This is a genomic window from Campylobacter mucosalis (genome assembly GCF_013372205.1).
Classification (GTDB): domain Bacteria; phylum Campylobacterota; class Campylobacteria; order Campylobacterales; family Campylobacteraceae; genus Campylobacter_A; species Campylobacter_A mucosalis.
Genome location: NZ_CP053831.1, coordinates 305014 through 324862 on the forward strand (window position 1 = coordinate 305014; position 19849 = coordinate 324862).

The 19849-nt window shown below is 37.1% G+C and carries 20 protein-coding genes; all 20 read left to right on the forward strand.

The annotated features are described in order from the left end of the window. Positions 1–290: 290 nt before the first annotated feature. Positions 291–1523 (forward strand): nucleotide sugar dehydrogenase, encoded by a 1233-nt coding sequence (locus tag CMCT_RS01555; protein ID WP_176324984.1) that lies wholly within the window; start codon positions 291–293, stop codon positions 1521–1523. After that, a complete protein-coding gene (locus tag CMCT_RS01560; RefSeq protein WP_034969432.1) occupies positions 1523–3046 on the forward strand; it encodes an oligosaccharide flippase family protein in 1524 nt (507 codons plus the stop codon). Before CMCT_RS01555 ends, CMCT_RS01560 begins: the two co-directional genes overlap by 1 nt. Continuing rightward, positions 3047–3799 (forward strand): glycosyltransferase family 25 protein, encoded by a 753-nt coding sequence (locus CMCT_RS01565; protein ID WP_034969433.1) that lies wholly within the window; start codon positions 3047–3049, stop codon positions 3797–3799. Further along, a complete protein-coding gene (locus CMCT_RS01570; RefSeq protein WP_034969435.1) occupies positions 3796–4716 on the forward strand; it encodes a glycosyltransferase family 2 protein in 921 nt (306 codons plus the stop codon). The genes CMCT_RS01565 and CMCT_RS01570 overlap by 4 nt, the downstream gene beginning before the upstream one ends. Continuing rightward, positions 4713–5738 carry a glycosyltransferase gene (locus CMCT_RS01575; RefSeq protein WP_034969437.1) on the forward strand — a complete coding sequence of 342 codons (1026 nt, stop codon included), beginning with the start codon at positions 4713–4715 and terminating at the stop codon, positions 5736–5738. The genes CMCT_RS01570 and CMCT_RS01575 overlap by 4 nt, the downstream gene beginning before the upstream one ends. Then, on the forward strand, positions 5735–6769 hold the full coding sequence (locus tag CMCT_RS01580) for a glycosyltransferase (protein ID WP_034969529.1): 1035 nt from the start codon (positions 5735–5737) through the stop codon (positions 6767–6769). Before CMCT_RS01575 ends, CMCT_RS01580 begins: the two co-directional genes overlap by 4 nt. Further along, positions 6769–7878, forward strand: a complete 1110-nt coding sequence (pglJ, locus tag CMCT_RS01585) for an N-acetylgalactosamine-N,N'-diacetylbacillosaminyl-diphospho-undecaprenol 4-alpha-N-acetylgalactosaminyltransferase (protein ID WP_034969439.1) — start codon at positions 6769–6771, stop codon at positions 7876–7878. Before CMCT_RS01580 ends, pglJ begins: the two co-directional genes overlap by 1 nt. Positions 7879–7934: 56 nt before the next feature. Then, complete coding sequence (locus CMCT_RS01590; protein WP_034969441.1) at positions 7935–8510, forward strand: outer membrane beta-barrel protein; 576 nt, start codon at positions 7935–7937, stop codon at positions 8508–8510. A 94-nt stretch (positions 8511–8604) separates the two neighbouring features. Beyond that, positions 8605–10710 carry an STT3 domain-containing protein gene (locus tag CMCT_RS01595; protein WP_034969442.1) on the forward strand — a complete coding sequence of 702 codons (2106 nt, stop codon included), beginning with the start codon at positions 8605–8607 and terminating at the stop codon, positions 10708–10710. Further along, positions 10710–11825 (forward strand): N,N'-diacetylbacillosaminyl-diphospho-undecaprenol alpha-1,3-N-acetylgalactosaminyltransferase, encoded by a 1116-nt coding sequence (gene pglA, locus CMCT_RS01600; protein WP_034969444.1) that lies wholly within the window; start codon positions 10710–10712, stop codon positions 11823–11825. Before CMCT_RS01595 ends, pglA begins: the two co-directional genes overlap by 1 nt. Beyond that, positions 11818–12423 carry a sugar transferase gene (locus tag CMCT_RS01605; protein ID WP_176324985.1) on the forward strand — a complete coding sequence of 202 codons (606 nt, stop codon included), beginning with the start codon at positions 11818–11820 and terminating at the stop codon, positions 12421–12423. Before pglA ends, CMCT_RS01605 begins: the two co-directional genes overlap by 8 nt. A gap of 8 nt (positions 12424–12431) precedes the next feature. Further along, positions 12432–13016, forward strand: coding sequence for an acetyltransferase (locus CMCT_RS01610; RefSeq protein ID WP_034969445.1), 585 nt, complete (start codon positions 12432–12434; stop codon positions 13014–13016). A 43-nt stretch (positions 13017–13059) separates the two neighbouring features. Next, positions 13060–14151 (forward strand): UDP-N-acetylbacillosamine transaminase, encoded by a 1092-nt coding sequence (pglE, locus tag CMCT_RS01615; protein WP_034969447.1) that lies wholly within the window; start codon positions 13060–13062, stop codon positions 14149–14151. Next, positions 14152–15933, forward strand: a complete 1782-nt coding sequence (gene pglF, locus CMCT_RS01620) for a UDP-N-acetylglucosamine 4,6-dehydratase (configuration-retaining) (protein WP_176324986.1) — start codon at positions 14152–14154, stop codon at positions 15931–15933. Positions 15934–15936: 3 nt separating this feature from the next. Beyond that, a complete protein-coding gene (locus CMCT_RS01625; protein ID WP_034969449.1) occupies positions 15937–16830 on the forward strand; it encodes a PDC sensor domain-containing protein in 894 nt (297 codons plus the stop codon). Then, positions 16830–17444, forward strand: coding sequence for an imidazole glycerol phosphate synthase subunit HisH (hisH, locus tag CMCT_RS01630; protein ID WP_034969450.1), 615 nt, complete (start codon positions 16830–16832; stop codon positions 17442–17444). The genes CMCT_RS01625 and hisH overlap by 1 nt, the downstream gene beginning before the upstream one ends. Then, entirely contained in the window at positions 17444–18157 is a 714-nt protein-coding gene (hisA, locus tag CMCT_RS01635; RefSeq protein ID WP_034969452.1) for a 1-(5-phosphoribosyl)-5-[(5-phosphoribosylamino)methylideneamino]imidazole-4-carboxamide isomerase, read from the forward strand. The genes hisH and hisA overlap by 1 nt, the downstream gene beginning before the upstream one ends. A 79-nt stretch (positions 18158–18236) precedes the next feature. Continuing rightward, on the forward strand, positions 18237–18401 hold the full coding sequence (locus tag CMCT_RS01640; protein ID WP_176324987.1) for a hypothetical protein: 165 nt from the start codon (positions 18237–18239) through the stop codon (positions 18399–18401). A 251-nt stretch (positions 18402–18652) separates the two neighbouring features. Next, complete coding sequence (locus CMCT_RS01645; protein ID WP_034969454.1) at positions 18653–19018, forward strand: chemotaxis response regulator CheY; 366 nt, start codon at positions 18653–18655, stop codon at positions 19016–19018. Then, positions 19018–19845: a 50S ribosomal protein L11 methyltransferase gene (locus CMCT_RS01650; protein ID WP_034969456.1), complete on the forward strand. Its 828-nt coding sequence runs from the start codon at positions 19018–19020 to the stop codon at positions 19843–19845. The genes CMCT_RS01645 and CMCT_RS01650 overlap by 1 nt, the downstream gene beginning before the upstream one ends. Positions 19846–19849 lie beyond the last annotated feature (4 nt).

Genomic DNA, 19849 nt, shown 5'->3' on the forward strand with positions numbered 1-19849 from the left:
ATAAAAATATAAAAAGGCGAAGTGTCGCACAGCAGGACAAGACAGACAAGCAAACGCAAGGGAGCTACCATTTAGGTAGTGACCGAAGCGTGAAGCGAAGTCTAACGAAGTAATGCGAAGCGAAACGAGCCATGAATTTTAGTGAATTTAAAAATAAAGGCAAAGTATTGCAAAGCTAGGCTAGGCGGATTTGAAATTTAGCGACCGAGCGTATGAACTATACGTGAGAGAGCGAAATTTCAAATACAACGAAGCATAGCAAAGCAAGACAAGCCGTGCAAAGGATTAGAATGAAAATTGGTATTATCGGGTTAGGTTATGTCGGCTTGCCCCTGGCAGCCGCATTTAGTGCAAAATACGAAGTAGTAGGCTTTGATATAAACAAAGCAAGGATAGATGAGCTTGTTAGCGGATTTGACCGCACATTAGAGCTTGATAAGACGCAAATGCAAACAGCTTTGCAAAACGGCATAAAATTTAGCCTAAATTTAGACGACATTAAAGACTGCAATTTTTACATTGTAACCGTGCCAACGCCGATTGATAAAAACAATCGCCCAGATCTTACACCAGTTATAAAAGCTAGTCAAAGTGTCGCAAAAGTGCTAAAAAAGGGCGATATCGTGGTTTATGAAAGCACTGTTTATCCGGGCGTTACAGAAGAGATTTGTGTGCCGATTTTAGAGCAAAGTGGGCTGAAATTTAACATTGATTTTTTCTGCGGATACTCACCAGAGCGGATAAATCCGGGCGATAAAGAGCATACCGTGACAAAAATACGCAAAATCACAAGTGGCTCAACGCCAAAAATTGCTGATAAAGTAGATGAAATTTATAGCTCAGTAATCACAGCAGGGACGTATAAGGCTAGTTCTATCAAGGTTGCTGAGGCTGCAAAGGTCATTGAAAACACGCAAAGAGATATAAATATCGCATTTATGAACGAACTTGCGATGATTTTTGAGCGTCTTGGCATTGACACGAGCGAGGTTTTAGCAGCGGCAGCGACAAAGTGGAATTTCTTAAATTTTCGCCCAGGGCTTGTTGGTGGACACTGCATCGGCGTTGATCCATACTACCTAACTCACAAGGCACAAGAGCTAGGATACCACCCAGAAATTATTCTAGCAGGTCGCAGGATCAATGATAATATGGGCAAATACGTAGCAAGTCAGGTCATAAAACTAATGATAAAACGTGGAATTTTAATCAATAAAGCACGTGTTTTAGTCCTTGGTGTTACGTTTAAAGAAAATTGCCCAGATATCCGCAACTCACGCGTTATAGACGTTATAAACGAGCTTAAAGATTTTGGCTGTGTAGTTGATGTAAGCGATCCTTGGGCTAGCAGCGATGAGGTAAGGCACGAATACGGCTTTGATTTGGTGCAAAATTATTTGCTAAAAGACTATGACTGCGTTGTTTTAGCGGTTGCTCACAATGAGTTTAAAACTCTAGATTTAGGCGATTTGCTCGTTTATGATATAAAAAATATCTATCCAAAAGCAGACGCAAAGCTTTAATGGCACTAAATTTAGTAAGTCAAATCATCGTTTTTATGGTATCAATGGGGATAAATTTTATCCTCACGCCATTTATCTTAAAGAGCCTTGGAAACGAAGCTTACGGCTTTGTAGGGCTTACAAACGCAATCGTAAGCTACGCAGCCGTCATCACACTAGCCATAAACTCAATGGCAGGTCGCTTTGTCGCCTACGAGTGGCACAGAGGCGATGTGAAAACGGCAAACTGCTACTACTCATCAGTCATCGCTTCAAACGTTTTTTTTACCATTTTGGTGCTGATTTTAAGCTCGGTTTTTATCCTAAATTTAGAGCTTTTCTTAGATGTGCCAGAGCATTTAAAAGACGATGTTAGGCTTACTTTTTTGTTTTATTTTTTAAATTTTTGCGTTGGGCTTTTTAACGCAATTTTTAGCGTGGCGATTTTTTTAAAAAACAAGCTTTTTTTACTCTCAATTAGAAACGCAATTTCAAGCCTAATTCTAGCCCTGCTTATCTTTTTACTCTTTTTATCATTTCGCCCACTAATTGCTTATATCGCTATTTCGGCACTTGTTGCTTCAATTTTTGTGCTATTTAGCACACTTAGGGTAGCTAAGAAGATCACGCCAGAGCTGAAATTTAGCATTAGTAATTTTAGCTTTAATGCCATAAAAACGCTTTTAAAATCAGGCATTTTTACCAGCTTTAACGCCCTAAACCGCATACTTTTAACCGGTATGGACCTTTTTATCGCAAACGTCTATTTGGGGGCAAATATGACCGGGATTTTAGCCGTTAGCAAGGCAACACCAATTGTAGCTGAGAGCTTTGTAGCACAAATTAGCGGGATTTTCACGCCAAAATTTATAGAGATTTTTTCAAAAAATGACACCGCTTTGCTAGTAAAAGAGGCGTTTTTTTCGGTGCGTTTAACGGCGTTTTTAATCATCGCTCCAATTTGCGTTTTTGTCGTATTTGGACGCGAGTTTTACACACTTTGGCTTAGCTTTAAAGACCAAAGCGAAATAGGGCTAATTTATGAAATTTCAATGATTATACTAGTGCCAATTTTACTAATAAGCTTTGTTTTCCCGCTTTTTAACATTGATACAGCTACAAATAAATTAATGCGTCCAGCGGTGGCAAATACGATTTTAGGCGTTGGCACGATTTTATCTCAAATTGCCGTTTTAAAATTTACTAACTACGGAATTTACGGCATTGTTGTCGTGGGAGTAGTGCTTTACTCGCTTAGAATTTTCATCTTTGATCCGATAAATGCCGCTTTAAATTTAAACTTAAAACTCAGCACATTTTATCCGCCAATTTTGCGTTGTATTTTCATTTTTAGCGTGATTTTAGGCGTTATGTTTTGTGCTAAAAATTACGCACAAATAGATATAAAAATTTGGAGTGAGTTTGTGTTTTACTCGCTACTTTTTGCCGTTTTTGGCTATTTTTTATCACTTGTTTTTTTATTTTCTAAATCAGAGCAATTTGTAGTCATAAATTTCATAAAATCAAAACTAAAAAGGCGTTAAATGCAAGTTTATTTAATCTCATTACAAAAAGATGAGTTAAGGCGAGAAGCCCTAAAAAATCGCTTTAAAAGCTATGATAATTTTAAAATCATTAACGGCGTTGATGCTAGAGATTTTAGCCTAAATGAGTATTATAAAATCGCTCTAAAATCCTTTATGAGCTATAAAAGGCTATTAAGTCCGGCTGAGATTGGCTGTGCTTTATCTCACAAAAAGGCTTACGCTGAGTTTTTAAAAAGTGGCGATGATTTTGGCTTAATCTTTGAAGATGACGTAATTGGCGATGATTTTGGCATTAAAAAGGCGGAAGATTACGCTAAATTAATCCCAAAAGATGCGATCTTAATACTTGGCGGACAAGACGGACTTGATGGCAGGTTTAGTGCATTTGGCAAACGCATAAAAGATGAGCTATTTTTGGTTTCAAAACACTCATTTGGCTCGATTTACAGAGCCGCTTGCTACATTGTAACAAAACAAAGTGCCACCGCTCTTTTAAAAACGCAAGAAAACGCACCTTGCACGGCTGATTTGTGGAGCTATCTTTTAAGCAAAGATAACTTAAAAATGTATTTTGCCGATATTTTTGCCCACCCAACCGATTTAAGCACCTCAAATTTAGAAGGCGAAAGACTTGATAGAACAGCACTTTATAAAATCGGCTTTAAAGAGTATTTGGCGACTTTAAAATTTTTACTTTTTTCAAGGCTTGAGACCGTGTTTTTTGGATATGAACGGATTTTTAAAAAATGAAAATTAGCATTTTAATCACAACATTTAACAGAGTTGAACTACTTAAAAAATCCCTAAATTCAGCTTTAAATCAAGACTATGAAAATTTAGAGATTATTGTTAGCGATGATAACAGCACGGACGATACGAGCGAGTATTTAAAATCCATAACGGATAAAAGGCTAAAAGTTATCACAAACAAAACCCACGCACAAAGCCCAAATGGCAATAAAAACAACGCATTTGACGCAGCCACTGGTGATTATGTTTGTCTGCTTGATGATGATGATGAGCTTTATTTAAACGCAATTTCAGAGTGCGTGAAATTTATAAAAATGGGCTATAAGTGCGTATTTGCCGATTGTATTTGCGAAGAAAACGGCGTAATAACCAATAAAATTTCAGGCAAAAATCCGTATAAAATAAGCTGTGAGATGAGTAAAATTGACTATCACTGCGGACGTATTAGCGGTGAGTATTTTAAGCTATTTTCGCGTGAATTTATAGATGATTTTAGGTTTGACGAGGCTAGTTTTGGTGGTGAAAATGAGCTTTACATACGTTTTTTTGAAAGTCCCGTTTTTTATCACAAAACACCACTTTATATCTACCGCATAAACCGCGCCGATAGTGCCACAAAAAATGCCATAAAACACGCTAAAAAGGTCGCTCACGCTTACATTAAAACCGCAAATTTATGCTATGAGATCGCCATAAAACACGAAAGAAAATTCTTAGCTATGCAGTATAAAAACGCAGCCTATTACGCCAAAATTGCTGGATGTTACGCACTTATGTATCGCTGTATCTTTAAAAGTCTAAGCATAAAATTTAGCAAAGAAGCGTTTATTTTTTTACTGCTTAGCCCTTTGCCAAGTGTGTTTTTGCCGATACTTTCACGCATTAGAGTTAAAATCAAACAAAAGTTTAAGATATGAAAATTTTACTTATCATCTCAACCCTAAAAAGTGGCGGTGCTGAGCGAGTTTGCACGCTTTTAGCAAGTAAGCTTTGCAAAACTCACAGCGTTAGTCTAGCCAAATTTGATAAAAACGAACCATTTTATGAGATAAACAGCGGTGTAAATCTTATAAATTTAAACCTAACTACGCAAAATTTAGGGCTTTTTGGCAATCTTAAAAAGCGGTTTTTTAAAATTTTTGCCATTAGAAATTTGATTAAAAATAGCGATTTTGACGCTGTCATCTCATTTTTAGATAGCACGAATTTTTTGGTTTTATTTAGTGCTTTTGGGCTAAAAACAAAGATAATTATTAGCGAACACACGAGCTTTAATGCACCAAAGCCTTGGTGGGTAAAGCCCCTAAAAAAGGCACTCTATCCACACGCTCACGCCCTAGCTGTGCTTACAAATGCTGATAAAAATTACTACGATAAATTTGTAAAAAACGTTAGTGTAATTTATAATCCAAATTTTAGCAAACCACCTAAATTTGAGCCTAAAAAGCAAAATTTAGTAATCTTTGTAGGTCGCTTAATCCCCTTAAAAAACTGCCAAATGTTTGTAAAAATCGCTTCGCATTTTAGTGATGATGAGTGCGAATTTATCGTAGCCGGAGACGGGATAGAGCGAAAAAATCTAGAAAAAATGGCAAAAAATGTGAAATTTTTAGGTAATGTTAAAGAGATTGACAAACTTTATGAGAGTGCAAAAGTTATCATCTCAACCTCTATTTTTGAGGGGCTTGGCAATACGTTAATTGAAGCTATAAACTATGAAGTTGCTAGAATTTCAACCAAAACAAGCGGTGCTTGTGAGTTAATTACAAACGAATTTGACGGCATTTTAATTGATGATGAAAAAAGCGGTGTTTTAGCACTTAAAGATATTCTTAAAAACGAGCAAAAAAGACGTGAAATTTGCAAAAATGCAAGGCTAAGGCTTGGCGAGTTTGAGCTAGAAAAGATAGCAAAAAAATGGGAGGCTCTTATAAAATGAAAATGCTTTTTGTCATAGCAGCCCTTAGAAATGGCGGTGCGGAGCGAGTTTTAAGTGTTGCGGCAAATGAGTTTAGTAAAAAAAACGAAGTTCATATCTTGCTTTTAGAAAATGAAAATTTGGGTTTTTATGAGTTTAATAAAAGTATAATTTTTCACAATTTAAACGCAAAAAAAGGCAAAATCGGCAAAATTTTAGCCCTAAGAAACGCTTTTAAAAGCATAAATCCGGGAGTAATTATTAGCTTTATTGACTGGACAAATGTCCTTTGCGTGGTGGCAAATTTTGGCTTAAACTACAAACTAATTGCCACCGAACACCACTCGCACGATTACCTAAAAAGCCCCAAATTTAGATCTATTAGAGATCTTGCTTACCGCAGAGTTAGTGCATTAAGTGTGTTAAATAAAGCCGATTTAGAGTATTATAAATTTGTAAAAAACTGCGTGATTTTACACAATCCGCTATCTTTAAAGCCAAATGAAAACCCCAAAAAACAAAATCTCATTTTAAGCGTAGGCAGGTTAGAGTTTGTAAAGGGTTATGACATATTTTTTAAGGCGTTAAGCAAGATTAAAACGCTACTAAATGGCTATGAAATCGCCATTGCAGGTGATGGCAGAGAGCGTGAAAATTTAAAAAAACTAGCAGATGATTTGGAGCTTGATATTAAGTTTTTAGGTCATCAAACCGATCTTGCCACGCTTTATGAAAGGGCAAAAATTTTTGTGCTTAGCTCACGTAGCGAGGGCTTTGCAAATGTGCTAATTGAGGCTGCAAATTTTGGCTGTGCTAGGATTTGTAGCGACACAGCAGGAGCAAGAGAGCTGGTTATTAACGGCAAGGACGCCCTTGTTTTTGAGTGTGAAAACGATGATGAGTTAAGTACGCACCTAGCCACGCTTTTAAATGATGAAAAATTAACACAAACTCTTGGTTTAAACGCAAAAAAAAGTGTGGCAGATTTTAGCGTGGATAAAATTTTTTTAAAGTGGCAAGAGCTTGTAAATAGCGTAGTAAAGGGCATTTGATGAAAAAATTAGCCGTATTTTTATACTCAATGGGTCCGGGCGGGGCTGAGCGAGTTGTATCAAATTTATTGCCGTTTTTAAGCAAAAAATATGAGGTGCATTTGGTGCTTTTAAGTAGAGTAATCGCCTATGAAATCCCACCAGAAGTAAAACTACATTTTTTAGAAAACTCAGACCCTTATGAGAGCGGTGTTAAAAAGCTATTTCGCCTTGCCTTTGCCTTGCCAAATTTGGCTTTAAAATATAAAAAGTTATGTGAAAATTTAGGCATTAACGCCCATTTTGTGCTGATGAACCGCCCTTGCTATGTAGCACTAATAGCACGAATTTTAGGGCTAAAAGGGCGAATGGTAATAAGTGAGCGAAGCTGTCCGTCAGTGATTTACAAACACGGCGTAAGTGGGGTATTTAACAGAATTTTTGTTAAATTTTTATACCCAAAAGCGGATCTTATTTTAGCAAATGCAAAGGGCAACGCCGATGATTTGGTGCTAAATTTTGGTATTAGCAAGGACAAAGTTGCTGTTTTGCCAAATGCACTAAATTTAAACGCCATAAATGAGATGAAAAATGAGCCATTTATTAGCGATTTTGTGCCGTTTTTTATAAATATCGGACGGCTTGATAGCGGTAAAAATCAAGCGATGTTAATAAAAGCGGTAGCAAAAATCCCAAACGCAACGCTTACAATTTTAGGCAAAGGTCCCCTGCAAAACGAGCTAGAAAATCTCATAAATGAGCTTGGTGTGAGCAAGCGAGTTAAGCTTTTAGGTGTGGATAAAAATCCGTTTAGGCACATTAAAAACAGCAAGTGTTTGCTCTGTGCATCGCGTTTTGAGGGCTTTTCAAACGTGCTTATTGAGGCGTTAGCGTGTGAAAAAACGATAATCTCAACCGATCACAAAAGCGGTGCAAGGGAGCTTTTAGGCGATGATGAGTGGGGAATTTTAGTAGGCGTAGATGATGAAAATGCTATGCTAGAAGCGATGAAAAATGTGCTAGAAAATCCAAAAATTCGCCTAAAATACGAAGCAAAAGCCTACGAAAGAGCGTTAAAATTTGATAGTGTAAATGTAGCTGATATGTTAATAAAATATTTAGAAAATTAAGCTTATTTTTAATGGGGGGGGGTATAATGCTATCTTTATTTATTTAAGGAGATAGTATGAAAAATTTGGCTTTAAAGGCTAGTTTGGTTGCATCTTTGCTTGTTAGTCAGACATTTGCAGAGAGTGCTTTTATAGGATTTGAGGGTGATTATTCGTTTAGATCAAATTTAAAAATAGATAGTGATTCAATCGGTAAAGGTCAAGCAGGACTTGGTATAAAAGCTGGTTATGACTTTGATACATTTAGAGCTTATGGTGCTTATGTGTATGACTTAAAGACTAAAAAAACATTTACAGATGACGGCGATAGAGTAGAGCTTAAATGGACTAAACACAGCTTTTTAATAGGTGGCGACTATACACCAAGTATTAGCAATAGCTTTAAACTTCTAGCTGGTGCCTACACTGGTGTGTCAAGAATTAATATGAAAGCTAGAGGCGATGGGAGCGGTAAAGTAAATTTCACTGGTATTGTTGTGGGTGCTAAACTGGGCGGGATTTATGAGATTGATAAAAGCAACGCCGTTGAGTTTGGCTACAAAGCTGACTACACAAAATATAATAAAAAATACGATGCAAAATTAAAAGAGACAAATCACGGACTATTTGTCGGCTACACATATAAATTTTAATTCTTAGCTGCCCATTTTTGGGTGGCTTTTACCTACAAAAAAGCTGAAATTTCTAAATTTTTAAGTATAATCGCACAAAAAATTAGGACTTCTCGTGTATCAAAATTTAAAAAATTTTTGGCTATCAAAACATCTATTTTTGTTTATGATTATCGCGTTTGCGTTTAGTGTTTTGGTGCGTTTTTACTGGGTGTTTTGGGCTAGTGGCTACCCTATGTTTTTTGAAAATGGCGCGCTGATGATTAGCACAAACGACGGCTACGCATTTGCCGAGGGTGCACGTGATATGCTTGCTGGGTTTCATCAGCAAAATGACCTTAGCTATTACGGCAGTTCGCTCTCGACGCTTACGTTTTATATCGTGAAATTTCTTGGTATAAAGCTTGAAGTTGTAATGCTTTATATGAGTGTGTTTTTTAGCTCACTTGTTGTCGTGCCGATTTTATTAATCGCAAACGAGTATAAAAGCCCAAAAATAGGCTTCATCTCAGCACTAATTGCAAGTGTGGCAAATAGCTATTATAACCGCACAATGGCTGGATATTACGATACAGATATGCTTATTATCGTGCTTCCGATGTTTGTTATTTGGGGGCTTATTAGACTAGCTCAAAATAGGCGACCAATAGACCTTGTCATCGCGCCAGTTTTTGTACTTTTGTATAACTGGTGGTATTTAAGCGGATTTTCGCTTATAGCAACCACGATTGGGCTATTTTTGCTCTACACACTCGTTTTTGAACGCAAAAATTTGCTCTTTTATGCACAGATTGCGTTGCTTATCATCGCGATCTCAAACCTAAATTTTTATATTAAAATTTCTGCTATTTTTGGATTTTATCTTGCTTGTTTAAGGTATAAAAATCTGTGGCAAAACCGCTTTATTTTTGCATTTTTGGCTCTTAGTTTAGCAGTTTTTGCATTAAGAGGCGGGTTAAACCCAATTATTTTTCAGCTGAAATTTTATATTTTTAGAGATGTGAGTGAACTCTCCGGGCTTAGTTTTAAATTTTTTAACGTAAATCAGACTATACAAGAGTCAAGTATGGTGGATTTTGAGCTGTTTTGTGAGCGTATAAGCGGTAGTGTTGTTGTGTTTTTAGGCTCTATTGCGGGACTATTTTTGTTTTTGTTTAGACACCGAAGCTTTGGGCTATCTCTTGGTATGGTTGTGCTTGGGTTTTTAGCGCTAAAGGGCGGTCTTAGATTTACGATTTATGCGGTGCCTGTTATGGCGCTTGGTTTTGGGTTTTTAGTTGTTTGGGTTTTGGATTTTATAAAAAGCAAAATTTTAGCAAATATAGCTTACATTTTGGTTGCGATTTTGGCTATTTATCCGATTGCAAGTCATATTATAAGCTATAAAATTTCGCCCGTTTTTTTAAAGAGCGAGGTTGAAATTTTAAATAGATTAAAGAGCATTGCTGGGCGTGAGGACTACGTTTTGGCGTGGTGGGATTACGGCTATCCGATACGCTACTACGCAGATGTTAAAACACTAATTGACGGGGGTAAGCACCTAGGACGAGATAACTTTGCTGTGAGTTTTGCTTTGGGTGCTGATGAGATTAGCTCTGCAAATATGGCACGTCTTGAAGTAGAATACACAGAGCGAAATTTCAAAGAGCGTTTTGGCACAAATTTGGCAAAAATTATGAGCGATAAAAATGCAACTGATGTGAATGATTTTTTGGGCACTCTAGCTAGTAAAAATATCTCTTTGCCGCCAAAAACACGCGAAATTTACTACTATTTGCCAGATAGAATGATGAGTATTTTCCCAACTATTTTGCAGTTTAGTAGACTTGATTTAAAAAGTGGTAAGAAACTAGCCGATCCTTTGTTTTTTGCCACAAATTACACGCAAAAGAGCGATGAGGGCGTATTGCTTGCCTCAAATGTGATACTTTTAAACGATTTTAAAAGCGTGAGAATAGGTGGCGACCTTTTGCCTTTAGACGGATATATCGTAACAAAATATGATCAAAACGGCAAACTTGATGTACGCGTTAGTGAGTATAATAAAAATAGCGGAATTTATGTGATTTATATGGCTGATTATGATAGATATTTGTTGCTTGATGAGAAAATGCTAAATAGCACGTTTATACAACTCTTTGTGCTTGAAAATTACGATGATAGCTTGTTTGAACCGATTATTTTAGATCACTCTGCAAAAATTTATAGGCTAAAAATTTAATGGCACGAATTGGATTTTTATCTCACGCTGATATGAGCATTTTCTTCTTTCGCTCCCCAATAATGAGAGCCTTGCGTGATTTAGGGCACGAAGTCTTTGCGATCTGTCCGGACGGAGCGTTTGTATCAAGGCTAAAAAGTGAGTTTAATGTCGTAACCTACGAGCTTGATAGGGCTAGTTTAAATCCGCTTGTGGTGCTAAAAAACACGGCAAAATTAGCTGAAATTTTAAAGGATTTAAATCTTGATCTGCTTCAAACATCAGCTCACAAATCAAACATTTTTGGTACGTTTGCTGCAAAAAAAGCTGGGATTAGGCACGTTATAAATTTGGTTGAAGGGCTTGGCAGTTTTTACATTGATGATGATTTAAAAAGTCGTGCCGTGCGAAAAGTAGTTGAAATTTTATACAAAAAAGCCCTAAATATGAGTGATGGCTGTATATTTGTCAATGATGCCGACCCGGCGTATTTTTTAAGCCAAAATCTAATAAAAAGTGAAAAAATTTTTAAGGTAAAAAGCGTTGGCGTAAATACGCAAAATTTTAATCCAGACACCGCAAAAAAGGCGGATTTAGGCGATAAAAAGGTCGTTTTGATGATAGCTCGTGCTATGTGGCACAAGGGCGTTAGGGAATTTTACGACGCAGCTAGTATTTTAAAAGAGCGAACAGACTGCGAGTTTGTCTATGTTGGCGAGGGGTTTGATGGCAACAAAAGCACGGCGGATTTAGCATTTTTAAAGGGTGGCAACGTGCGTTATCTTGGGGCAAGAGATGACATAGCAGAGCTTTTAAAGGCTAGTTTTATGCTGGTTTTGCCAAGCTACAAAGAGGGCTACCCTCGCACGATTTTAGAGGCTATGAGTATGGGACGAGCAGTCGTTGCTTCAAATGTAACGGGGTGTAATGAGGCGGTAACTCACGGCTTTAATGGGCTACTTTGCGAAGCAAAAAATCCGCTAGATTTAGCAAAAAAGATAGAAATTTTACTAAATGATGAAAGCTTAACGCAAAAACTAGGACAAAACGGCAGAGAGTGGGCGTTAAGGGAGTTTGATGAGCGTGAGATTGCTAAAAAATATGTAGAAATTTATAGGAATTTTATAGATGTATAGGCATTTTTTTAAACGATTTTTTGACATTTTAGGTGCTTTGACGCTTATTTTTTTAACATTTTGGTTAATGGCGATTTTATGGATTTTAATCCGCAAAAAACTAAATACAAACCCCATTTTTACGCAATCTCGCCCGGGGCTAAATGGTGTAATTTTTAAAATTTACAAGTTTAAAACGATGAGTGATGAACGTGATGAAAAGGGCGAACTTTTGCCTGATGAGCTACGGCTTGGCGAGTTTGGTAAGAAAATTAGGGCTTTAAGCCTTGATGAGTTGCCACAGCTTTTTAACGTGCTAAACGGCGATATGAGCTTTATTGGGCCACGCCCACTCTTACCTGAATACTTGCCACTTTATAGCGACTATCAAAAACGCCGTCACAACGTGCGTCCTGGTATTACCGGACTTGCTCAAATTAACGGCAGAAACGCCATAAGCTGGGGCGAGAAGTTTAAATTTGACGTGTTTTACGCTGATAATCTTAGCTTTTTACTAGACGTTAAAATTGCGATTTTAACAATAAAAAAGGTCATCGCCAAAGAGGGCGTGAGCAAAGACGGACACGTTACGACCGAGAAATTTAACGGCAAAAATTAGGGGCAAAAATGGCAAAAATTTACATTTATGGCAGCAGTGGGCACGGGCTTGTTTGTGCTGATATAGCAAGTAGCGTGGGATATGATGAGATCGTATTTTTAGATGATAAAAGCGATATGAAATTTAGTCCAAATTTGCCAAAGGCTGATATTTTTATAGCCGTTGGCGATAATAAAACTCGCTCAACCTTAACAAAACGTGTGCTTGACGCTGGATTTAGCCTGGTTTCGCTCGTGCATAAAAGTGCGGTCATTAGCCAAAGTGTAGTGATAGAGCGTGGCGTTGTCGTAATGCCAAACGCCGTAATTAACGCAAAAGCTGTCATAAAAATGGGTGCGATTATCAACACCGCCGCCGTGATAGAACACGAATGCGTAGTGGGTAAATTTGCTCACATTAGCCCAAATGTGGCACTTGCTGGAGCTGTTAAAGTGGGCGACTTTACGCACGTTGGCATAGGCTCAAGTGTAATTCAGGGCATAAATATCGGCTCTGTTTGTATAATCGGTGCAGGAAGCGTCGTGGTTAGAGATATAAAAGATAACGTAAAAGCGTATGGAAATCCAGCTAAGGCCGTGATTAGTAAAATTTAAAGTTTTAGTGCTAAAATTTGCACATTTTTTAAAAAGGAAAAAAATGGATAGGGTATTTTTATCTCCGCCAAATATGAGCGGACGTGAGCAAGAGTATATAAACGAAGTATTTAAAAGTAACTACATAGCCCCGCTTGGCGAGTATGTAAATAAATTTGAAGCAAGTATAAAAGATTACACAAAAGCCACCGACGCCCTAGCGTTATCATCAGGCACGGCTGGACTTCATCTTGCATTAAGGGTGCTTGGTATCACGCAAGGCGATGTTGTTTTGGCGTCAAGTTTTACCTTTATGGCGTCAGTTTCGCCTATTTTGTATGAGAAGGCTACACCCATTTTTATTGACTGCGATGAGAGCTGGAATTTAAGCCCAGAGCTACTAAAAAGGGCGATTAAAAACGCCACAAAAAAGCCAAAAGCCCTAGTCCTTACACACCTTTACGGACAATCTTCAAAGATGAAAGAAATTTGTGAAATTTGCAAAAACGAGGGCATTTTTTTGGTTGAAGACGCAGCTGAGGCACTTGGCGGATTTTATGAAAACAAGGCGCTTGGCACATTTGGCGAACTTGGGGTTTATAGCTTTAATGGCAACAAAATCATCACGACATCAGGTGGCGGTATGCTAGTTGGACGTGATGATTTAGTGCAGAAAGCCAGATTTTACAGCACTCAAGCACGTGAGCCGTTTTTACACTACGAGCATAAGGATTTTGGCTACAACTACCGACTTAGCAACGTTTTAGGTGCTATTGGCGTTGCTCAAATGGAGGTTTTAGAAAAACGAGTGGAGCAAAAAAGGGCAGTTTTTGAAATTTATAAAAATGAGCTAAGCGATGTTTTAGAGTTTATGCCAGAAATCCCAAATTCTTGTGGTAATAGATGGCTTACAACTGGCGTTTTTAAACAAAATGGCGTGCATTTAAAAGTTATTGACGCGCTAAACAGAGCAAATATTGAGAGCCGTCCGCTTTGGAAACCAATGCACACTCAACCCGTATTTAAGGGTGCTTTGTGCGAAATAGACGGCACTAGTGAGAATTTATTTGAGCGCGGAATTTGTCTGCCAAGTGGTAGCGACTTAGATCCTAAAACGCAAGAGCGAGTGATAAAAATCGTAAAGGAAAACGCATAAATGTTAAAGGCTACGAAGCTAAAAAGGCTCGTTTTTTTCCTAATAAGTGACGCATTTATCTTTGTATCATCGATATATTTTGCGTATCTTTTGAGATTTAACGGCAACATACCTGAAATTTACTACAACGGGCTTTTTATAACTATGTTTTTGCTTGTTGGTTTAAAGCTCGGTTTTATGTGGATTTTTAAAATTTACAAAGTTCCGTGGAGATTTTTTGGGTTAAATGAAGCTCGTAAAATTTTCTTAGCTCATATTTGCGCTGCTGTTGTTTTTACTGTTATATATTTTATAGTTCAGGATTTTTTAAATCCATATCCACGAAGTGTCATATCTATTGACCTTTTAATCTCGTGTTTGCTCGTGGGTAGTTTGCGTATCTCAAAGCGTATGTTCTTAGACTTTTCTACAAAACCGCACAGGGGAGAGCCCTGCATTGTTTTTGGTGCTACGACAAAAGCGATACACGTTTTAAACGGATTAAGACAAGGTTATCTAGATTTTTATGCTGTAAGCGTTGTGGACGGTAGAAGCGATCTTATAGGGACTTATTGTGATGGATTTTTGGTTCAAGATAAGAGCGAAATTCCAAGTATTGTAAAGGACTATAATGTAAAAACCGCAATCATCGCTTTAGCACTTGAACAAGATGACTTACAAGTGCTTTTTGATGAGCTTACGAGCTATGGCATACGTGATGTTAAGATGTTTTCGCTGGTTGAAAAAGAGCCGATTAAAGATATATCTATCGAGGATCTACTAGCTAGAAAACCAAAAGATTTAGACCCTCAAATCATTGCAAATTTCATAAAAGATAAGGTGGCTTTAGTTACTGGGGCTGGTGGTAGCATAGGCTCTGAGATAGTTAAGCAGTGTTTGAAATTTGGTGTTAAAGAGCTTATAATGGTCGAAAATAGCGAGTTTAACCTATATAAAATCACAGAAGATACAAAGGATTTAAGGACTATAAGCAGACTTGTAAATATTGTAAATTTTGCTGATCTTGAAAAGATTTTTATACAGCATAGACCACAAATAGTAATTCACGCAGCCGCTTACAAACACGTCCCGCTTTGTGAGCTAAACCCGCACCAAGCTGTGATTAACAATATCATCGGCACAAAAAATGTCATAGATTTGGCTAAGAAATTTGGCACAAAAAAGGTTGTGGTTATCTCAAGCGATAAAGCCGTTCGCCCAACAAATATAATGGGCACGACAAAGAGAGTTTGCGAACTTTACGCGTTAAATTCAAACGAAAGCGGTGCGTGTGAGATTGTTTGTGTTCGCTTTGGCAACGTTCTTGGCTCATCAGGTTCAGTCATACCAAAATTTAAATCTCAAATCGCCGCAAACAAACCGCTAAGCGTCACACACCCTGATATTACGCGTTATTTTATGCTCACATCAGAGGCGTGCCAGCTAGTGCTTCAAGCGGCCTCTATCGCTTGTGGTGGCGAACTTTTCGTGCTTGATATGGGTGAGCCTATAAAAATTGTAGATTTGGCTAAAAAAATGCTTATCCTATCAAACAAAGAGCATTTAGGTGTAGAATTTGTAGGGCTTAGAACTGGAGAGAAGCTTTATGAAGAGCTACTTATAAACAAAGATGACGTGCAGACAAAATTTGAAAGTATCTTTGTAACTCACTCTGAGCCTTACGATCTTGGTTTGCTAAATAGCCAGATTGGTGAGCTTTTAAAGCTAGAAGATAGCGATGTTGCGGTTGCTTTAAAACAAATCGTGCCAGAGTTTAACCACGCATTAAATTTAAAAGGATAATTTTTGGTAATAAAAGAAATTCAGCGTTTTGGCGAAGTTAGATACAAGGCTAGGGCGTATTTATGCTACCTTTTTGAGCGAAATATACCAAATCATTTGCCATCTGTAAATTTTGCAAATATCAAAGAAGGGCTTGGCAAAATCGCACATGAGATTGACGGATTTGACGCGTTTTACGTGCTTGATAGTAATGGATTTCAAGTTGGCGATATTTATAGCTTAAATGAGAAATTTATAACTGGAAATGGTGAAAATAGGGCAAATAAGGCATATTATTACTCAGCCGTTAAGCTAAAAAGGTGCTTTCTAAGCGATCCATACCCCTCAAGCTTAAACGGCAAACTTTGCGTAACTGCTAGTGTGCCAATTTACGATGATGAGGGCAAGTTAAAATTTGTCGCTTGTATCGACATCGGTCTTGAAAATTTGCTAAATATGATTGATGATGGGCGGATTGAGAGCTATTTTGGTATCTTTTTACGTGGCGTATACACGATGTTTTGCGTGGCACTATTTATGATATGTGCGTTTTTGTTTTGGCAAGGGGTTAAGAGTTTTATATCGCATACTTCTGATATACAAATAGAGCAAATTTTTGAATCAACCATTATCTTAACCCTGGCACTAGCCATTTTTGACCTTGTTAAGACGATTTTTGAAGAAGAGGTACTTGGTAAAAATAGAAACGAGGCAAGTATGGCGTATAAAACTATGGTTAGATTTATTGGCTCAATTATCATCGCCCTTGCAATTGAAGCCCTAATGCTTGTGTTTAAATTTGCTATAACAGCACCTGAAAATATCATAAATGCGATATATCTAATCGGTGGTGTCGCACTCTTAATGGTCGCACTAAGCGTTTATCTGTTTAGCGTTAAAAAATCTGAGGTTTCGTGATGATAGCCATTGTTGATTATGGTGCAGGAAACATTCAAAGCGTTATAAATGCCTTTGAAATTTTGGGTAAAAAGGCGGTTTTAGTTAGCCACTCAGATGAGCTTAAAAACTATGATAAAGTGCTATTACCGGGCGTTGGTGCATTTGGCGAAGCGATAAATAGGCTAAAACAGAAAAATTTAGACCTTGCGATTTTGGAATTTATAAAGAGCGGTAAGCCATTTTTAGGCATTTGCCTTGGTATGCAACTTTTGTTTGAGAAGAGCTATGAATTTGGAGAAAATCACGGGCTTGGCGTGATTAAAGGAAGTGTTGTGAAATTTGACGAGACTAAATTTCACACCTCGTTAAAAATTCCTCACGTTGGTTGGAATGTTATAAATTTTACAAAGCAGACACCAATAAATAATGGGCTAAAAACGAGCGAATTTTTATATTTTGTGCATAGTTTTCACGCTATTTGCGATGATAAAAGCGATATTTTAGGTGTTAGTGAGTATGGTTATGATTTTGTAAGTGCCGTGGCAAAAGATAATGTTTTTGCCTTTCAGCCACATCCTGAAAAGTCCCACGATGTTGGGCTTAAAATTTTAAAGAATTTTACGGAGATATAATGGAAATTTTCCCAGCGATTGACCTAAAAGAGGGCTGTGCCGTAAGGCTTTTTAAGGGCGAGATGAGTAGTGCGAAAATCTACTCAAATGAGCCTGAAATTTTGGCTAAAAATTTCAGAGATTTAGGAGCAAAGTGGCTTCATATCGTTGATTTGGACGGAGCATTTGCAGGAGAGCCTGTAAATTTTGAAGTGATTAAAAAAATAGTAAATTCCTCAAATTTAAATGTCCAAATAGGCGGTGGCATAAGAGATGAGGAGCGTATAAAACGCTATTTGGATTTGGGTGTAAAACGCGTGATTTTAGGTTCAATCGCTCTAAAAGATCCAAAATTTGTAGCAAATATGGCTAAACTTTATCCAATTGTCGTTGGCATTGACGCGAAAGATGGATACGTAGCGACTGAGGGCTGGGCTAATGTTTCAAATATCAAAGCAACTGAGCTTGCTAAAAAATTTGCTGATGTTGGTGTAGAGGCGATTATCTGCACTGATATAAGCAAAGATGGAACGCTAAGTGGCGTAAATGTGGACTTTACGCTTGATATTGCTAACGCAAGTGGAGTAGAAACGATAGCAAGCGGTGGCGTATCTTGTGTTGACGATATCATCAAACTTAAAAATAGCAAAAAAATTAGCGGAGTTATTGTCGGTAAAGCGTATTATGAAGGTAAAATAGACTTAAAAAGTGCTTTTGAAAACATCTTAAAGTAAAATTTAAAGCTATAGGGGTATAATTATCTAACAAAATTTTACTCGGAAGGCTTTAATTGGCTTTGCATATGATGGATCTTTGATAAATGCCTATTTTGATAAAGGTGGTGTTGATCCAAACGGCGAAGAGTCATTTAGATTTGAGTATGGCGGTATTGAAAAAGTAGGCGCTTGTAAGAAATATGGCGTTGCTGATTGGCTAGTTTGCTCAGCAAATGAGCTTAGTACTATAATGATACGCTAAACACTGTAAAAGAGCAAGCTGAAGGTATAAATATGATAAATCAATCAGTAGCTAATAGAACTAATGAAGTAACAGCCCAGGTTGATAATATGGCTAAAGATATTGTTAGTGAGGTTAGGAAGAAGAAATTTTAGGTTTTTTGACACATAGATTAGCTCTTTGTGTCAAAAAATTTTAAATAAAATTTTTTTAAAGCTTCAATAAATTTAAAATCTGCTAGAATACAGCAATTTTTACTAAAAGGATATTATGTGAAGATTTTAGTTGTAGATGATAGCTCAACTATGAGAAGAATTATAAAAAATACGCTTCAAAGACTAGGTCACGAAGATATTTTAGAAGCAGAGCACGGACTTGAGGCTTGGAATTTACTTGCTCAACATGCCGATGTGAATGTTTTGATAACTGACTGGAATATGCCTGAAATGAACGGACTTGAACTTGTAAAAAAGGTTCGTGCCGAGGCTAAATATGTTGATATGCCAATCATAATGGTAACAACAGAGGGTGGCAAAGCAGAGGTTATTACGGCGCTTAAAGCTGGTGTTAATAACTACATAGTTAAGCCTTTTACACCGCAAGTTTTAAAAGAAAAGCTTGAAGACGTTCTTGGTTAATGAAAGAGAAATTCTACGAGCTCAGTATAAAAAGCTCAAATTTTTATAAAGAGTTATCTGAGTTTGTTTTTTCGCTTGGTATTACCTGTATCGAAGAGCGTCAAAATGAAATTTTAATTCGAGATGAGGATGATCTAAGTACTTTAGAATGGGGTGTTAATGAGTACTCTAAAAGGCTTAGCGACGCACTTGGAATTAAAAATGATACATCTACAAATTTAATACAAAAAGATAATAAAGACTGGATAGATGAGTATAAAAAGAGCATAAAGCCGGTTGATTTGGGCGAATTTTACATTCGTCCAAGTTGGGAAGCTCCTAAAGATAATGCAAAAAACATCATCATAGACCCAGCACTTGCCTTTGGCTCTGGACATCATGAAAGTACTAGTTCTTGCGTAATGTTTTTACAAAAATATGCTAGAAGTGGTATGAGTGCGATTGACGTTGGTTGTGGTAGTGGAATTTTAAGCATAGCACTTGCAAAACTTGGTTGTAGTGTAGATGCTTGTGATACCGATGAATTAGCTGTGCAAAGTGCCACTCAAAATGCTAAACTAAATGACGTAAATTTTCAAAATATTTGGGTTGGTTCTGTTACAAACTTAGATGAAAGATATGACATCGTTGTAGCAAATATTATAGCTGACGTTATTTTTATGCTAAAAAAAGATTTAAAAAATATTCTAAAAAATAGTGCATACTTAATTTTATCTGGAATTTTACAAAAATATGAAGCACGAATAATTGAAGAATTTTCAGATCTTAAGCTGGTTGAGCGAAAACAGCTTAATGACTGGGTAAGCTTCGTTTTTCAAAGAGATTAAGGAA

Excerpts from the sequence above, each read along its gene's own strand:
- CMCT_RS01555 (WP_176324984.1), top strand. The coding sequence starts at position 291 with ATGAAAATTGGTATTATCGGGTTAGGTTATGTCGGCTTGCCCCTGGCA.
- CMCT_RS01560 (WP_034969432.1), top strand. The coding sequence starts at position 1,523 with ATGGCACTAAATTTAGTAAGTCAAATCATCGTTTTTATGGTATCAATG.
- CMCT_RS01565 (WP_034969433.1), top strand. The coding sequence starts at position 3,047 with ATGCAAGTTTATTTAATCTCATTACAAAAAGATGAGTTAAGGCGAGAA.
- CMCT_RS01570 (WP_034969435.1), top strand. The coding sequence starts at position 3,796 with ATGAAAATTAGCATTTTAATCACAACATTTAACAGAGTTGAACTACTT.
- CMCT_RS01575 (WP_034969437.1), top strand. The coding sequence starts at position 4,713 with ATGAAAATTTTACTTATCATCTCAACCCTAAAAAGTGGCGGTGCTGAG.
- CMCT_RS01580 (WP_034969529.1), top strand. The coding sequence starts at position 5,735 with ATGAAAATGCTTTTTGTCATAGCAGCCCTTAGAAATGGCGGTGCGGAG.
- pglJ (WP_034969439.1), top strand. The coding sequence starts at position 6,769 with ATGAAAAAATTAGCCGTATTTTTATACTCAATGGGTCCGGGCGGGGCT.
- CMCT_RS01590 (WP_034969441.1), top strand. The coding sequence starts at position 7,935 with ATGAAAAATTTGGCTTTAAAGGCTAGTTTGGTTGCATCTTTGCTTGTT.
- pglA (WP_034969444.1), top strand. The coding sequence starts at position 10,710 with ATGGCACGAATTGGATTTTTATCTCACGCTGATATGAGCATTTTCTTC.
- CMCT_RS01605 (WP_176324985.1), top strand. The coding sequence starts at position 11,818 with ATGTATAGGCATTTTTTTAAACGATTTTTTGACATTTTAGGTGCTTTG.
- CMCT_RS01610 (WP_034969445.1), top strand. The coding sequence starts at position 12,432 with ATGGCAAAAATTTACATTTATGGCAGCAGTGGGCACGGGCTTGTTTGT.
- pglE (WP_034969447.1), top strand. The coding sequence starts at position 13,060 with ATGGATAGGGTATTTTTATCTCCGCCAAATATGAGCGGACGTGAGCAA.
- pglF (WP_176324986.1), top strand. The coding sequence starts at position 14,152 with ATGTTAAAGGCTACGAAGCTAAAAAGGCTCGTTTTTTTCCTAATAAGT.
- hisH (WP_034969450.1), top strand. The coding sequence starts at position 16,830 with ATGATAGCCATTGTTGATTATGGTGCAGGAAACATTCAAAGCGTTATA.
- hisA (WP_034969452.1), top strand. The coding sequence starts at position 17,444 with ATGGAAATTTTCCCAGCGATTGACCTAAAAGAGGGCTGTGCCGTAAGG.
- CMCT_RS01650 (WP_034969456.1), top strand. The coding sequence starts at position 19,018 with ATGAAAGAGAAATTCTACGAGCTCAGTATAAAAAGCTCAAATTTTTAT.